Origin of the sequence: Sphingobium scionense (genome assembly GCF_014197035.1) — a bacterium.
Taxonomy (GTDB): domain Bacteria; phylum Pseudomonadota; class Alphaproteobacteria; order Sphingomonadales; family Sphingomonadaceae; genus Sphingobium; species Sphingobium scionense.
Window position 1 is genome coordinate 1 of record NZ_JACIEU010000041.1, and the last position, 16,047, is coordinate 16,047.

14 protein-coding genes are annotated in these 16,047 nt (G+C 64.6%); 9 read left to right on the plus strand and 5 right to left on the minus strand.

Annotated elements, in window-relative coordinates:
* Positions 1 to 729: 729 nt before the first annotated feature.
* Entirely contained in the window at positions 730 to 1,089 is a 360-nt protein-coding gene (locus GGQ90_RS26335; protein WP_188084370.1) for an ArsR/SmtB family transcription factor, read from the minus strand.
* 206 nt (positions 1,090 to 1,295) lie between these two features.
* Here GGQ90_RS26335 and GGQ90_RS26340 point away from each other — a divergent pair, with 206 nt between their 5' ends.
* Together GGQ90_RS26340 and GGQ90_RS26345 are read left to right on the plus strand one after the other, a co-directional pair.
* Positions 1,296 to 3,206 (plus strand): FTR1 family protein, encoded by a 1,911-nt coding sequence (locus tag GGQ90_RS26340; protein WP_380766280.1) that lies wholly within the window; start codon positions 1,296 to 1,298, stop codon positions 3,204 to 3,206.
* Positions 3,203 to 4,171: an arsenic resistance protein gene (locus GGQ90_RS26345; protein WP_223178470.1), complete on the plus strand. Its 969-nt coding sequence runs from the start codon at positions 3,203 to 3,205 to the stop codon at positions 4,169 to 4,171. The genes GGQ90_RS26340 and GGQ90_RS26345 overlap by 4 nt, the downstream gene beginning before the upstream one ends.
* A gap of 464 nt (positions 4,172 to 4,635) precedes the next feature.
* On the opposite strand, the gene GGQ90_RS26350 is transcribed toward GGQ90_RS26345, so the two are convergent.
* Positions 4,636 to 5,247: a DNA -binding domain-containing protein gene (locus GGQ90_RS26350; RefSeq protein WP_188084372.1), complete on the minus strand. Its 612-nt coding sequence runs from the start codon at positions 5,245 to 5,247 to the stop codon at positions 4,636 to 4,638.
* Positions 5,168 to 5,335: a transcriptional regulator domain-containing protein gene (locus GGQ90_RS30045; RefSeq protein ID WP_380766292.1), complete on the minus strand. Its 168-nt coding sequence runs from the start codon at positions 5,333 to 5,335 to the stop codon at positions 5,168 to 5,170. The genes GGQ90_RS26350 and GGQ90_RS30045 overlap by 80 nt, the downstream gene beginning before the upstream one ends.
* Before the next feature lie 359 nt (positions 5,336 to 5,694).
* On the opposite strand from GGQ90_RS30045, the gene GGQ90_RS26355 reads away from it, so the two are divergent.
* From GGQ90_RS26355 to GGQ90_RS26385, 7 genes are all read left to right on the plus strand, one after another.
* Positions 5,695 to 6,453, plus strand: a complete 759-nt coding sequence (locus tag GGQ90_RS26355) for a LuxR family transcriptional regulator (protein WP_188084373.1) — start codon at positions 5,695 to 5,697, stop codon at positions 6,451 to 6,453.
* Between the two features lie 56 nt (positions 6,454 to 6,509).
* Entirely contained in the window at positions 6,510 to 7,124 is a 615-nt protein-coding gene (locus tag GGQ90_RS26360) for an acyl-homoserine-lactone synthase (protein WP_188084374.1), read from the plus strand.
* A gap of 24 nt (positions 7,125 to 7,148) precedes the next feature.
* Positions 7,149 to 8,033, plus strand: a complete 885-nt coding sequence (locus tag GGQ90_RS26365; protein ID WP_188084396.1) for a phytanoyl-CoA dioxygenase family protein — start codon at positions 7,149 to 7,151, stop codon at positions 8,031 to 8,033.
* Positions 8,030 to 8,638 (plus strand): GntR family transcriptional regulator, encoded by a 609-nt coding sequence (locus tag GGQ90_RS26370; protein ID WP_188084375.1) that lies wholly within the window; start codon positions 8,030 to 8,032, stop codon positions 8,636 to 8,638. The genes GGQ90_RS26365 and GGQ90_RS26370 overlap by 4 nt, the downstream gene beginning before the upstream one ends.
* Before the next feature lie 123 nt (positions 8,639 to 8,761).
* Complete coding sequence (locus tag GGQ90_RS26375; protein WP_150425829.1) at positions 8,762 to 8,881, plus strand: benenodin family lasso peptide; 120 nt, start codon at positions 8,762 to 8,764, stop codon at positions 8,879 to 8,881.
* 49 nt (positions 8,882 to 8,930) lie between these two features.
* Complete coding sequence (locus GGQ90_RS26380) at positions 8,931 to 9,590, plus strand: lasso peptide biosynthesis B2 protein (protein ID WP_188084376.1); 660 nt, start codon at positions 8,931 to 8,933, stop codon at positions 9,588 to 9,590.
* On the plus strand, positions 9,590 to 11,341 hold the full coding sequence (locus GGQ90_RS26385) for an asparagine synthase-related protein (RefSeq protein WP_188084377.1): 1,752 nt from the start codon (positions 9,590 to 9,592) through the stop codon (positions 11,339 to 11,341). Before GGQ90_RS26380 ends, GGQ90_RS26385 begins: the two co-directional genes overlap by 1 nt.
* On the opposite strand, the gene GGQ90_RS26390 is transcribed toward GGQ90_RS26385, so the two are convergent.
* Both GGQ90_RS26390 and GGQ90_RS26395 read right to left on the minus strand, forming a co-directional pair.
* A complete protein-coding gene (locus GGQ90_RS26390; protein ID WP_246428458.1) occupies positions 11,338 to 13,443 on the minus strand; it encodes an Atxe2 family lasso peptide isopeptidase in 2,106 nt (701 codons plus the stop codon). The two genes, GGQ90_RS26385 and GGQ90_RS26390, sit on opposite strands and share 4 nt — an antisense overlap.
* Positions 13,444 to 13,454: 11 nt before the next feature.
* Entirely contained in the window at positions 13,455 to 16,016 is a 2,562-nt protein-coding gene (locus tag GGQ90_RS26395; protein ID WP_188084379.1) for a TonB-dependent receptor, read from the minus strand.
* Between the last annotated feature and the right edge of the window lie 31 nt (positions 16,017 to 16,047).

The following is a 16,047-nucleotide window of genomic DNA, read 5'->3' on the forward strand; positions in this document are numbered from 1 at the left end:
TGACCCACAAAAACCGCTCCTACGACCGCGCTCAAGAGCGACCTTAAGAGCGGTCTGTCACGTCCCGGGCAAGGCGACGCTCAACGGATGCGTACTGCTTTCGTGAACCTCAATCGCTTCATCGTCCGTCCTTCCATCAGGCCGGACTCTAATCGCACTTGGAGGAAAATCAGGGGGTCACGTCAGTTTCAGCGCGCGCTTCGCGCCGACTGTCCTCCCCGCATTCCAGACTTGGCGCTTGGTGGCAGCGGGTTCAGCTTGAGGCATTTCCATGATCATTCTCCAATGGCTCGAATGGCCATCTAAAGAACGTCTGCCGTTGAAAGCGTGCGATGCTCCCGTCAACCAACATACGTCATCCAACTCAGCGCGGATGAACGGTGGGATTTCCGAGTGCCCCCCGTTCACCGACCGTCGGTACACGCCCCGAATCATCTGTCCCTAGCCGTGGTGGCGCCGCAGTCTTTTGTATAGTCTGCTCGGAGCCAGTCTGCTTTGGCTCCCTAAAATAGCACTGTGTAACCAGCCTTGGGACCGTTCTTCGAGAGGCATGCTCAAAACGCACAGCCTAATCAGTGAGTGGACTTTTGCCATCCGCAGCATCGCAACTGAGTTTTTGACCTTTGCCACCATAATCACTGAGACCGTTATCGCATTAGCAAGAGCGATGATGGTCCCCGCCGATATATGACCGCTTTTCGAGGGGCCGATCGCGACTTTGCTCCGCAGCTAATCGACGGGATCGGTCGGCCGTCCTGTGCATTTCGCGAATAGGGCTATGGCCTTGTCGCACACCGCGCAATGTCCTTCGCAGCAGTCGCGCATGAGAAATGCAACAAGATCGGAAAGCGCAGGGAAGATCGCGCTATAGATGATCGACCTTCCCTCGCGTCGGCTTTCGACCAAGCCCGACTCTTCAAGCTGGTTCAGGTGGAAGGATATGCGCGATGCCGGCGCGCCGCCAAGTGCCTCAGCTATCGCGCCCGCTGAACGGCCGCCTGCGCCGATAATGACCAGCATCCGCACGATCCGGAGACGCGTTTGATTGGATATAGCGGCGAAGGCAGTGAGTGCTTGATTTTCGTCCATCTGTCGCTCATTAGTTCAACACAATTTGAAATATAGTCGTTCCTGGCGGGCGGCGCAAATGAGGCGTTCGGATGACTCTCCCCCGGATTGCCACGAATGGGCTAGTCAATGGCTCTGAATCGTGGCTCAATCAAATGCATTGCGGCGTTTCCCTGCTAATGCGCCGCAATCGCGCACATCGACGGGGTACGTTATTTTGCACTTTGATGGCCGTGATGCTCGGTATCATTCTCTCGGCCGCACCTGCATCCGCGCAAACCGCGCCAGCCCAAACGATATGGCGGCTGCTCGACTATATCGCTGTGGATTACCCTGAAGCAGTCGCGGACGGAAAAATCGCCAGCGCATCCGAATATGCCGAAATGCAGGAGTTCTCCGCAACCGCAAGCAAGCTGATTGGCGAACTACCGGTCTCGTCGGCGCGGGGTGGCCTTCAAGGCCAGGCTACCAACCTTCAACGGATCATTGCCGCCAAAGCGCCGCCACAGGCTGTCGCGACAGCGGCGCGCGGACTTGCCGCCGATCTCATCAAAACCTATCCGGTTCCGCTGGCGCCTACGAGTGCTCCCGACGTCGCGCGCGGCAAGGCGCTCTATGCGCAGCATTGCGCGAACTGTCATGGTGCGAGCGGCCAGGGGGATGGTCCGCAGGCGCGTGGGCTCAACCCACCGCCGATCGCGTTCGCCGATAAAGAACGGGCGAGCGAGCGCAGTATCTTCGCGCTTTATCAGGTGATCGAGCAAGGCTTGGACGGCACAAGCATGGTGAGCTTCGCAGAGTTGCCCGCACAGGACCGCTGGGCATTGGCCTTCTATGCCGGCTCGTTCGCCTATCCCGCGAGCGGAGCTGCGAACGGCAAGGCGCTCTGGGACGCCGACGCCGATCTTCGCAAGCGGCTCGATCTCGAAAAGCTCGTCGGCACAACGCCGGCTACGTTCGCGGCCGAAGTCGGGGATGACAAGGCGCAGCAGCTCATGGCCTATTTGCGGCATCATCCGGAGGCCACCGTCACGGCGGCAGCGACGGGCACCCTTGCGCTCGCTCGCACCCGGCTAGACGAGGCACTAGCGGCCTACGGGCGCGGAGACAGCAAGGCCGCGACCGATCTGGCGTTGTCTGCCTATCTCGACGGCTTTGAGCCTGTGGAGGCCGTGCTGTCGGCGCGCGACAACGCACTGATGATCCGCATCGAGGGCGCAATGGGCGACTTGCGCGCAGCGATCGCCAAGGGCGAGCCGGTGCAGGCGGTCAAAGATCGCGTTGCAACGCTTGATGGCCTGTTCGCAGATGCCGAAACCGCGCTCGCACCAAGCGAGGCGTCGGCCACATCCAGCTTTCTCGCCGCCTTTACCATTCTCGCGCGTGAAGGGCTGGAGGCCCTTCTGATCGTCGTCGCCATGATCGCCTTTTTGTCGAAAGCCGATCGGCGCGACATGCTGCCCTATGTTCATGGGGGATGGGTCGCAGCGCTGGTTGCCGGCGCTGCGACATGGGCAGCGGCGACATGGATTATTGAGATCAGCGGGGCTAGCCGCGAACTGACCGAAGGCTTTGGCGGGGTGTTCGCCGCGCTCGTGCTGCTGTGGGTCGGTATCTGGATGCACGGCAAGAGCAACGCCGATGCGTGGCAACGCTATATTCGGGAAAAGCTCAGCCGTGCGCTCAACCGGCGATCGGCATGGTTCCTCTTCCTGCTCGCTTTCGTCGTCGTCTATCGTGAAGTGTTCGAGACGATCCTGTTTTACGCCGCGATCTGGGGCCAAGGGAATGGGGGCGCGGTAGTCGCGGGTGCATTCACGGCGATCCTGCTGTTGGCCGTGATTGCCTTTGTCATGATGCGCTACAGCCGCACCTTGCCGATCGGGAAATTCTTTGCCTACAGCTCATCCCTGATCGCGGTGCTGGCGGTCGTGCTGATCGGCAAGGGCAGCGCCGCGCTACAAGAGGCCGGCTATCTTCCGGTTACTCCATGGACCGGTTTCCCCCGCGTAGAACTGCTGGGGATCTATCCCACGCGCGAGACGGTCATTGCACAGCTCGTCATGACCGCGCTGCTGGTCCTTGGCTTCTTTTGGAATCAGCGAACCGCTAATAAGCTCGGGGAGATAGCGGCATGACAATCACCGCCATGCGCGACCGCCTCGAAGGAGGCCAGGTCGCGATCTATTTCGCTGCGGTCGTCATCGGCGCAGTGATCGCGTTGATAGTGCCTCGCACAGCATCATGGGAGGTGGCGATCAACCCGGCGCTAGCGCTGATGCTGTTCGTCACCTTTCTGCAAGTACCGCTGGCAGAGCTGGGGCGGGCGTTCCGCCAGGCCCGGTTTCTGGCCGCAATGTTGGCAACGAACTTCATCATCGTGCCGCTACTGGTGGCGGTCCTGATCCAGTTCGCACCGAACGATCCAATGATCCGGTTGGGCGTACTGCTTGTCCTGCTATGCCCATGCATCGACTATGTGGTCACGTTCGCGCACCTCGGACGCGCCGACGCCAAATTGCTGCTCGCATCGACGCCTGCCCTCCTCATCGTGCAAATGCTGATGCTACCAGTCTACCTTAAGCTTTTCCTTGGCGCGGATGCATCGCGGCTCGTGCAAGCCGGGCCATTCCTGCACGCCTTTCTCTGGCTGATTGTCATCCCGCTGGCGCTGGCCGTCATCGTGCAGGTGTGGGCGCGGCGATCGGCAGCGGGTGAACGTGTCTCATCATGGCTCGGCCTGCTGCCGGTGCCGGCAACGGCGCTGGTTCTGCTCATCGTCATAGCGGCGGTCGTTCCGCAACTCGGAAAGGCGATTGGCGCTGCGTTGCGAGTAGTGCCGCTCTATATCGTCTTTGCGATTGCCGCTCCACTGCTAGGCTGGGGGGCGTCCCGCTTAGCCAAGCTCGACGCGGAGGCGGGGAGGTCGATCGCGTTCAGCGCGGCGACGCGCAATTCGCTGGTCGTGTTGCCGCTGGCCTTAGCCGTGCCCGGTGCAGTGCCACTGCTGCCGGCCATCATCGTCGCGCAGACGCTTGTCGAACTGATCGCAGAAATGATCTTCATACGGGCAATACCAAAGCTCGGCTTGGCGCGACGCTGACGAGCTACGATCAACCAATCAGTCGGTTGTCTGACGACTAAACCACCCTTTAGTTGTCACGGCCTCTGCGCTGATGCAGACATTTACAAGCGGATGAACGCCCGGTTTTGGTGAGAGCCGTCGTTCATCATGGTTCTCGGTGGGACCGCTTTGTCCCACAATCCGATCAGAACCCGCAATGGTCAAAGGTAGCCATTTGGACCTTGACCATACCACTCCCGCGCCACCGGGAGAGGCCACCAACAGCGCCGCCCCGCAAGCGGCGACCGCAAGGGTCAGCAGCGCTGACTCGCGCCAGCCGATCGTTACCGCCAGGCCGAGACCCGGCACCGGGGCTTGGCGGCGAGAAGCCTGGCTTCGCGCCGTAGAGCGCGGTCGCGCCGCTTCACCGGCGCGAGGCGTCATCCCTTCGGGGGCAAAGCCTATCCAAAGGACAGGACGCACCGCACGGACCACATAGGGGGCTATGGCTTTCGCCGCATCAATTGCCGCCAGCCACCGCGTGCCATGATGCCCGCATCCCGAACCAGACGCCTGACCCGTGATCGCAGAGAATCGGATGGCACCGACCAATCCAGCGCCACACGCTGTTCGCCGAACAGGGCGGCACCGATCTCGCGCTGGCTGGCCCCTTGCACGAGCGCGTCATGGACCCGCAGCATGTCGACCATGCGGGCGATCTGGGGATCGGGCGGGAATAGCGAGCGGGAGAAACGGCGCGTGCGACACAGGTGGAGGAACCGGCGCAATGGCAGCAATCGCCGCTCCGACGATTGGATGCCCTGCAATCTGAAATGGAGCAGGACGGCTTGCTGTCCCGTCAGGCACCCTTCCTCGATGTCGAACCGGATATGATGCCAGCCGTCGGAGAGGACGCCATGTTCGCGCCCCCCTGCGCCGCTGGCGACGGTGAGCCAGGGTGCGATATCGGCAAGATCGAGGCTGTCGGGATCTGATGGATCGGCGGGCATGGCGGCAACGGCGATCGTCCCGGGATCAAATTCGGCATGCCAGATGATCCGGGCCTCGGGCGCAGCGCGGCTCGGATGTTCGGCGAAAGTGAAGCCCCCATGCAAGCGGTTCGGGATGAATGCCCCTGGTGGCGGTACTCGCCTGCACATGCCAGGCGATATAGGCGGGATCGCGGCGTAGCCATTCCCACATGAGACCGGCGCGATCGATGCCGCGCAGCCGCGCATAGCCTTGCCCGTGACGCCAGTCCGGCGAAGACGGTTCGCCGGTCGGCACGGTCACCCGCCGCGCTCGGTGCCGCTGGTCGAACGGCGATCAAGGACAAGAAGGGTTGGCGTGGGCAATATGCGCTCCGGCGGACCCGGACCATGCTGCACTGCACTATTTAGCAGGAAGCGGTTGTGATATGACATTTTCATGACGTGAGTCGTCGCGCACTGACGTGAGACACCCGTGCTCGACCCGAAATACAGGGAAAGGGCGATCGCCGGACATGCGGTGACTTGAGACACCGCCGGGGATCGCGATGCCGCCTTATGCGCATGCAGAGCATGGCGACGCAGTTCATGCGCGTCATCGAGGCCGTCGCAAACCCGGACGATCTCATCGCCGCCACGGCGGCGATGACGGATCAACTCGGCTTTCAATATTTCGCGCTGACGCATCATGTCGACGTCGTCGCGGCGAGCGGCAGCGCCATCCGCCTCCACAATTATCCGGCGCGTTGGGCCGACTATTATGATCGCAACGCGCTCGGGGTATCCGATCCGGTCCACCGCGCCAGCCACATGACCAATGTCGGTTTCCCCTGGTCGCGGATATCGCAGATGATCCCGATGACCCGGCAGGACCACCGCGTGCTGGCGCTGGGGCGCATGCAGGGCATCGGGGACGGCTTCACGGTTCCGGCGCATGTGCCCGGCGAAGCGCGCGGTTCCTGCTCGTTCGCGAACGAGGCCGGTCGGCCGATCCCGCATGAGATGCTGCCGCTGGCGCAACTTGCCGGCATGTTCGCGTTCGAGGGCGCGCGGCGAATCTGGTCGATCCGCGGTGGCCAGCAGGTGACGTTGCGACCGATGCTCACCGACCGCCAGCGCGACTGCGTCCTCTGGGTCGCGCGCGGCAAGAGCGACTGGGAGATCAGCCTGATCCTGGGCGTCGGCGAGGAGACGGTCGCCCGTCATATCAAGCAGGCCTGCGAGCGTTACGGCGTGAACAAGCGGACATATCTGGTGATCCTGACGCTCTTCGACGGAACCCTGACCTTCTCCGATATCTTCCGCCGCCGATATTACCCTTTTCCGGAATAGCGGCATGAGCTGCAGCAGCGCGACCCTGGACCGATCACGTCCAGGGAGTCCTTGTCATGCTACATGTCCTTCAATCCGCCGCGCCGTCGGCATCGCACGCCGTCCTGCGGTCGATGTTCGCCGCCCGCAAATCCGTCTTCGTCGATCTGCTCAAATGGGACGTGCCCGTCCTCGACGACCGCTACGAGGTCGACCAGTTCGACGATGTCCACGCAACCTATCTGATCCTTGCCGAACCTGACGGCACCCACCTGGGATCGGCGCGGCTGCTGCCGACGATGCGTCCCCATATACTTGGCCATCTCTATCGCGACCTGTGCGACGAGGCACCGCCCCGATCCCCGGATATTTTCGAGATCACCCGCTTCTGCCTCGATCGTCGGCTAAGGGCGCGCGAACGACGCCAGGTGCGCGATGCCCTCGTCAACGCACTGGTCGATCATGCGCTCGCGAGCGGCATAACCGCCTATAGCGCGATCGCGCAGATGGGCTGGTACCAGCAGATCCTCGCCTTTGGCTGGCGCTGCATGCCGCTCGGCCTGCCGCGCGTCATCGACGGCTCAATGCTTGCCGCGCTTCGTATCGACATCACGGCGGAGACCCCGGCGCTGCTTGCCGACGGGCGCATCGTCGCTTCGGCCTTGCGCGAAGACCAGCGTGTCGCGGCCTGAAGCGGGAGACAGGACATGACAGACATGATTGATCTTCCCGGCGACCTTTCCAGCGAAATCGCGCGCCACGCTGCCGACCTGCTGGCCCAGGGCTATTGCATCATCCCCGACGCGCTGCCGTCGGCAACCATCGCCGCGCTCGACGCCGACCTGGCCGGTGATTTCATCCGCACGCCCTTTGGCCAGGGCGGGTTCTATGGCACGACGACCAAGCGCTTCGGTCGGCTCCTGATCCGCTCGGGCCATGCCGCGGCGCTGGTCCAGCAGCGGCTCGTGCTCGGTGTCGTCGAGACGATATTGTCACCCTGGTGCGATCGCATCCAGCTCAACACGACCCAGGCGATCGCGGTGCATCCCGGCGCGCCGGCGCAGCTTCCCCACCGTGACCAAGACATGTGGCGCGGCCCGGTCGGCGAGATCGAATATCTCGTCAACGTGATGTGGCCGCTCAGCAGCTTCACGCCGGACAATGGCGGAACGCTAGTCTGGCCGCGCAGCCATGGCGGACACGCACTTGATCCCGAACCCGAAGAAGCGCCCTTCGCGGCCGCGATCGCGCCCGGTGCGGCGTTGATCATGCTCGGCTCGACCCTGCACGGTGCGGGCGCCAACGTCACCGGCACAGTGCGACGCGGCGTCGTGGTCGGCTATGCGCTCGGCTGGCTCAAGCCCTACGAGAACCCGTGGCTGGCCTATCCGCCCACGATCGCGCGAAGCTTTGCGCCGGACCTTGCGGCCCTGGTCGGCTACCAGCAACATCGCCCTAATCTCGGCAATTTCGAAGGCCAGTGTCCCTCGATTCTGCTGGGCGACCATGCCGATGGGCCATTGGGCGCGATCGACGCGCTGCGACCTGACCAGCAGGCGCTGGTCGACGCCTATGCGGCCGCCCAAGGGTCGGCGTCATGAATTCCGGCCCTACCGCCGAACGGGTGCATGAGACCCTGCGAAAACGGATCATGACCCGTGCATACCGGCCAGGCGACCGCCTTGATCCGGCGGTCCTCGCTGCGCCGCTCGCCTCGAGCGTCACGCCGGTGCGCGACGCGCTGCATCTCCTGACGGGGGAGGGGCTGGTCGAAACGCGGACGAGCGGTGGTTTCCATATCCCCGCGCTCGACGAACCGGCGCTCAAGGATCTGTACGACTGGTCGGCCGAGTTGCTGGGCCTGGCGATCCACGCATGGCCCCGCACCACGGCTCCCGCCCCGATGCCGGCCGTGCTGGCGGATCAACCGATCGCGGATCGTGCAGGCGAGATTTTCCTGGCGGTCGCCCGACGGTCGGCCAATGGCGAGCATCCCCGTGCCGTCGATCGCCTCAATGCGCGCCTTCATGCCACCCGCTCCGTCGAGCCCCATGTGCTCGACGGGGTGGAGGAGGAACTGGCGGCGATCGGTCTTGCCGCGGCCAGCGGAGAACGCGACGGGCTGCGTCGGCTGAGCACGGCCTACCACCGCCGCCGTCGCCGGGCCGCCGCCGCGATCGTGCGGGCGGTCTACCGGTTCGATTGAGCAGGCCGTTTCCGCGCAGGGGCGAAACAATATCGATATAGAATCGGTATAAAGTTCGGATAGATCGCCGCGCTTCCTAAGCTGCCATGGCTGCAATTCGCAGCATGACAGAAGGAGTGCATCATGGAACGCGAAGACAATGTCATCGACCTCGGCACCGCCAGCATCGAGACCAAGGGGCCGGGCGGCAACGCCGGCGATGTCGGTCTCAACCAGATCCTGACCGGCCTGACCGAGGATTGATGCGGTGGCGCGCGGCTCGCGCCGCGCGCCATTGTGTCGCCGATGTCCCATGGCTGGCTATAGATTGCGCGACGGCTTGAGCTTCTGCAGGATCGGTGAACGATCGCTGTTCCTCGACCTCGTCGCAGACCGTTATTTTTGCCTCAGCGCGCCTCTCGACAGGGCGTTTTCCGCGCTTTGCGAGAGCGCGCCCGTTGATCCTGCGCTAGCCAGCACGCTGGTCGAGATGGGCATCCTCATCGCCAGCCGCGACGCCCCATCACCAGGCCCCTGCGCGGCCCGATCCTGGATAGCGACGGGGAAATCCGACCTGCACGCCCGTCCCTCCATCGCCAGCATAGCCATGGCGCTGGCCAGGCGGGCCTTATGGTCGCGGCGTGTCAGGCACCGTCCGCTCGCCGAGAATATCCAATATCTCGAACGCCAGAAGCAGAAAGACGCAAGGACAGGATCACCGGCGCCCGCCGCGATCGCCCGGATAGAAGGGGCCTATCGCCGCGCCGCGCTCATCGTCCCCACGCGCGATCGGTGCCTGGCGACGTCGATGGCCCTCATGTCCGCCCTCATGGCGCAAGGCGCGCGCGCCGACCTCGTCCTCGGGGTCAAGCTCGATCCGTTTCAAGCGCATTGCTGGGTCGAACTGGACGGTGCGGTCATTGGCGACGAGCCCGATCTCCTCCGGCCGTTCACGCCCATCCTGGTGGTGTGATGGAAGGCTATCTCATCATCGCGAGCACCGGCGGAGCGCATTCTCCGATCGCGCCATGGGTCCGATCGGCCATCGCCGATCGATCGGACCTCACGATCGTCCTCGATGAGATCGGCCTCATGATCGTGACGACGGCAGGCCTGCCGGTGGGTTGGCTGCAGGGCGGGCGCGGACTGGTCCTGGGATCGATTTTCCCGGCCGACAAGAGCGTGCCGGTGAACGTCGCTACCGAGGGCGCAGGCCCCCTGTCAGGGCAGATCGAACCCCATGCCTTCATGCGGGCCTATTGGGGCAATTATATCGCGATCCTGCGGAATGGGCCGACCGCACTGCAGATCATGCGGGCTCCGTTCGGGCAATTGCCCTGCCTTTATGCCAGCCATGGGGACATGCTGCTGGTCGCGTCCGACCTCGCCCTGTTGGATGCCGCGGGCTGGCGGTCGGCCGGGTTCAACTGGGATGCGATCGCACACCGGCTCGCTTTTCAGAACATGCCGTCGCCGACGACTTGCCTTGTGGGCGTCTCGGAAGTGCAAGGCGGCGTCTGTCTTGGGATCAACGATGGCTGGATTACCATCGCACAGGCCTGGACGCCATGGGATCATGCCGGCCGACGGCATTGGGTCGGCAATCGCGAGCAGGGCATGGCCATGCTCCGCCAGACCGTGACGACGGCCATCCGTGCGCCGATCGCCACCGCCGATCGCATGCTGCTGATGCTGTCTGGCGGTCTCGATTCATCGGTGCTGGCTGCGGCGCTGGCCAGCCAGGGCGGTGCCTATAGCTGCTTCAATCTCTCCAGCCATGGCGGTGTCGGTGACGAGCGGCGCTATGCGCGTGCGGTGGCCCGCCATCTGGGCGCTCCCGTCATCGAGGCCGAATGGGATGTCGATCTTGTCGATATCACCCGCTCGCACGCGGCTGGACTAGCCAATCCCGTGGCCCGCAGTTTCATGCAAGGCACCAATGCGCTGCTGGCCGATGCGATCGGCGAGGCTGGCGCCGATCTGGTGATCGATGGCGGTGGGGGCGACAATATATTCTGTGCGCTCCAGTCGGCCGCGCCCGTCACGGACGCATTCGTGCGCGGCCGCAGCCTGCGCGCAACATGGTCGACGGCACGATCGATCGCCGCGCTGGCACAGGTCGGTGCGCCCACTGTGCTGGCGCACGCGGCGCGGCGGGCCTTTCGCCGGTCGCCTGCCTATCGCTGGCATCCCGACACCCAATATCTCGCCCCGGCGCTGCCCGGCGGATATGCCATGATGCCCGGACATCCGTGGCTGCTGGCGCCGAAAGGTGCCGAGACAGGCACTGCGGCGCATATCGCGCTGATCGTGGCCGCGCAGGCCTGGGCCGAGGCCAGTGATCTGCCCGGTCTCGTGCGTCGTGCCTCTCCGCTTGCCTCGCAGCCCGTCGTGGAAGCCTGCCTTCGCATACCAAGCTGGTGGTGGTTCGGCGACGGGCGCAATCGCGTGATCGCGCGTGACGCCTATGCCGATCGACTACCTGCCGACATCGTGCAGCGCCGATCGAAGGGGTCGCCTGACGGCTATATTGCCGCCTTATATGCCGCCAATCGCACCACCATTCGGGCGATGCTGCTCGACGGTCGGCTGCGCGGCGCGGGCCTGCTCGATGCGCCGCAGCTCGAGCGCGCCCTTGACGAAAGCGCGCTCGTTCGCGGGACCGACTATCACAGGATCATGCGTCTCGCCGATGTCGAGGCCTGGATCGCAAGCCGCACCTAATCGTCCTTGGCCTTGCGATGCTGCTTACGAAGGGATCGCCATAGCGCATATTGGTCGGCCTTGCGCGGATCGGGATCGATCCTGTCGTTGAGCCAATAGTCGAACCAGTCGAGATTGCGGTCGTAGATGGCGAGCCGGTGCGCAGGCTGCCATTTATTGTGATATTCGTCGGGAAAGACATACATGTCGACCGGCTTGCCCTGCTCCCGCAGCGCGGCATAGACGTCGATCGCCGTCAGATATTCGCGATCGGCCAATTGCATGAGCAGGGGCGTATCGATCGAGGCTGCATTCTGGATCAGCGACCCCGGCGCCCAGAACTGGCGGTCGTCGGCCGTGGCGGCGGGCCATCCCTGTTTACGCATCGTGTGGGCGAAGGCCGGCCCGAAGGTCGCGTTGACCATCCAGGGCTCGAGGCAGCATGTGCTCACGGCCGCGGCGGCAAAGCGTCGGCTGTTGATCAGCGCAAAGCCCACCGTGCTCGATCCATCGCTGAGGCCCGTAATGCCGATGCGATCGGGATCGGCGACGCCCATGTCGATGACGCGTTGTAAACCCACCAGCACGGCGGAATGCAGGCTGCGGCGCTCGGCCCAGTTCGCCGCGTTGACGGCATTCAGCCTGTCCGCATCGATGACCGTCGCATCCGCTTCCGCGACGAAGGGCGGGCGATGGAGACTCAGCACGGCAAAGCCGCGCGCCGCGAAGACATGGATCGGATATTCATTGCCCGTCGCACCGCGCAGGAAGCCGCTGCTCCAATAAGTGGTGATGATGAGCGGCAGCCTTGTGCCGGGCTTATGGTCCGGCGGCAGGACCAGGTCGCCCCGCACCTCGAGGCCGCGATCGTTGCGCCAGTAGAGACGTTCGACATCGCCGAAACGGATCGCCGAAAATTCGGGATTGGGATCATAGAGGCTTTCCGTCCGCCCGGTTGCCGGGTCGATCCGCACGATGTGGCGCGGGACGGTCGCGCTTTCGCGCAGGCAGATGAGCTGCGCTCGCGCAACGACGCATCCGTCGATCACCCCGCTCGTCCGCAGGACGGCGCGCGGCTGTCCTGACCCGGGCTGCCAGCGATACAGGACCAGCTCGCCCAGATCCCAGCCTTCGCGCCGCATGAAGAGCAGCGGGCCGCCCTTGGGCATCCACCACAGACCGGTATATTTGCCGCGACAGGCACCGGCGGTGCAGGCGATCGGCTGGCCGGACGCCGTTATGGCCTGCAGCACGAGCGGGCTGAGCAGATTAGCTGTGCTGTGCGCGGTCCAGGCGCGACGGCCATCGCCAGCGTCCGCGGCGGGCAGTGGCGCGGGGTCGTTCAGGGCGTCGGGTGGCAGCAGCGTGCGATCTTCGCCAGCGACCGGTCGTATGGCAAGGCTGGCACTATCGACGGCATAGGCGGACAAGGGCGTCGTGACGACCGGCAGCGGCACGCTACTCATCGCCGGCACGAAGCGGTCGCCATAAGGATAGCCCGTCAATGCCGCGGCGGCGTCTGCGGCGCGTTCGGACACCTGTCCGGTCCGGCTCGAAAACAGGACGGCGCTGCCGTCGGCCCGCCAGGCGAACTGTTCGACATCGACCGGGGAATGCGAGAGCTGGCGCGCCATGCCGCCCTCCGCCCGTGCCATCCAGAGCTGGGTGACGCCGCGATCCCGGCGCAGATAGGCGATCCACCGGCCGTCCGGCGACCATGCCGGCGTCACCGTCGCGACATAGCCGGTCGGCGTGATCAGCCCACGCACATTGCCCGATGCGAGGATCATCTCCCCGCCCTGGTCGAGGAGGTGCGGGCGGCTGCCGGAGCGCAGGTCCATCACCGCCAGCCCGACGCAATAGGCGTTTGCCACGGGATCGGCCCGGCTGATCACGAAGGCGATGCGTGCCTGGTCCGGGGAGATGGCGAGCGGGCTCATGCCCCCTAGCAGTGCGCCGTCGGGACGGCCGATATCGCGCAGGCGCGCGAGATCGGCCGTTGCGATCGACCGTTGCCGTCCTGCCGGTGGCACAGCGCGGGGCAGCAGATCGGCGCAATGCGCCCAAGCCTGGGTCGACAGGAGGAGCGTCATCGCCAGGACCCAGCCCAGGCCGATCCTCAAGAGCGTCGCCCTCACCATTTCTTGACGAGCTCGAAAGCCACGAAGCGACCCACGGGCGAATAGTTGGTCGAGTCATAGGGCGTGTCGTAGAACAGGCTGGTCGCGATCACCGCGGGAGCCTCGTTGGTCAGATTCTGGACCGACAGCCCCAGTTCGACGCCGTCCAGCGGACCGCGCCCGCCATCGATCCGGTAGCGAAGGCTGACATCGGCCGTCGTCATGCCATAGACGCGTCCCGCAGAGGCTGTCCGCTCATCGTCGACACCGCCGATATGGCTCAGGGTGAGCGCGAAGCCGAGACCGCCCTTGTCCCAGCTCGCCGTGCCCCGACCGCGCCAGTGCGGCGGATTGAACAGGGTGCCCGCCAGTTGCCGGACCGGCTGGGTCGCTAAGATCTGTTGCTTGCTGTCGAGATAGGTCGCGCTGGCCGACAGGCTCAATCGTCCCTCTGCCAGCGTCGTCTGGTAGCGGCCCTGCACGTCGATCCCGCGGATGCTTTGCCGACCGGCATTGACATTGCTGTTGTCGATCACCGCCACGACCGTCGTCGGATCATAGGCCGACGTCGTCGCGTTGATGAACTCGTTGGCACCGGCCACCAGCGCGGCCAGTTGGGCTGGGGTGGGCGAAAGCGTGACCTGTCCGCCATTCGCCGGATCGCCCAGCGCCTGCGACGCGATCGGTATCGGGGTCACGATCCGGTTGACATAACGCGTCGAGAAATAGTTGAATTCCAGCGAAGCACCCGGCCAGGCGGGCGGATGCAGCGCGAGGGTGGTGGACCAGCTGCGCGCACGCTCGGGCTTCAGATCGCTGTTGCCACCCGTCAGGTACAGCGCCGTCGCACCCGTCGGATAGCCGGTGCCGCCGAACGTCGTGACCGGATAGAGCAGCGCCTGCTGGATCGAATGGAGCTGGATGAAGCTCGGCGCGCGGAACGACCGCCCCCAGCTCGCCTTGACATCGACGAAGTCGCCAGGTGCGTAGGTCAGACCCAGCTTGGGCGTTACGATCTCACCGATCTGCCGATAGCGTTCGTAGCGCAGCGCCCCACTCAGGTTGAGCCTGTGGACGAGCGGAATGTCGAGGTCGGGACCGATGACGGGAAGGTTGATCTCGGCGAAAGCATAGCGGCTGTCCTGCGATGGCCGGGCGTTGTTGATATTGCCCGCGCCACGGAATATCTCGAAATCATTGGCCCGGATACCGGCGCCGATCGCAAGCTTCGCCTCGCCGCCCGGCAGCAGGAACAGCGGGCCGTCGCCGGCGACTTCGCCCGTGACCGTCTGGTTGTCGTAGCGGCCGAAGGCCGTGCTCGCGAACTGGTCGTTCCTGAACGTGTCACCCTGAAAATAGGTGCGACCCTTGCCGAAGGTGCCGGACAGGCTGAGCTGCCACGGTCCGAGCGACAGACGCGCGGCGCTAGCCAGGGCCAGCGTGTAGGAATCGAACGTCTGTCGCGTTCGGCTGATCGCAAGATCGCCTGCCGCATTGAGCGGATAGGTGAACGCGCCGGTGCGTTCATTGTACAGCCCATCGGCTTCGATCGTGAGATTGCCGGTTATATCCTGATGCGCGCTGGCGGCGATCGCATGGCGTCGGCTCGCGGGGAGGATGGTGACGTTGGGTCGCACGCGAGCATAGTCGCGCTGGTTCGTCATGAGATCGCTGTTGCGGTTATATTCGTAGGTGATGAAGCCGCCGCCGCCCTGCCATCGGCTGCCCGCCAGAACCGAATAGCGTTGCTCGAAATTGCCGCCGTCGGTAGCGCCGCCGATGCGCGCGCGGGTCTGCAATCCGTCATGATCGCGCTTGAGAATGACGTTGACGACGCCCCCGACCGCATCCGAGCCGTAAATGGCCGAAGCGCCGTCTGCGACGATCTCGATCCTGTCGACCGCAGCCAGCGGGATGGCGGAAATGTCCACGCCCTGTCGTGCCGAATCATAAGGCACGCGTCGCCCGTTGAGGATCGTGAGCGTCGCGTCACTGCCAAGGCCACGCAGGTTGACGGAGGATCCGCCACCGACATTGCCGCCTGTGCTCGACGGTACGTTGAAGCCGACGCCGGGATTTTGTCCGCCACCGAAACTTTGCGGCAGGCTGCGGGCCACGTCGCCAAGATCAGCCAATCCGGTGGCCCGGATGGTCTGCTCGCTCAGGATCGTGACGGGTGACGCAATCGGCGCGCCGCGAATCCGGCTGCCGGTTACGACGATACCCGCTCCGTCGCTATCGCCCTGCCGGTCGCCGGTCGCGCGCGACGGCCGGACGACGAAACTCTCGTCCACGCGGTCGAAGGTCAGCCCCGACCCCTCGAGAAGCCGGCGCAGCGCGTCCTCGATGCTATAGGCACCCTGGAGGGACGGCGCCTGCCTGTCCCCGATCAGCGTCGCATCCGCGAGAACCGTCCTGTGGGACAGCAACGCCAGCGCCTGAAGCGAACGCCCGAGCGGCTGCGCGGGCAGGTCGACGCCGATTCGCTGGGCTGGTTGCGCCTGGGCCGTCGTGGCGCTGGCGACCAAGGCTACCCCCGCAAGGCGATGAAGCCCGTTCTTCCCAAATATATGCATTGTCTTTGGTCTCCCCTGAACCGCCGAAGGG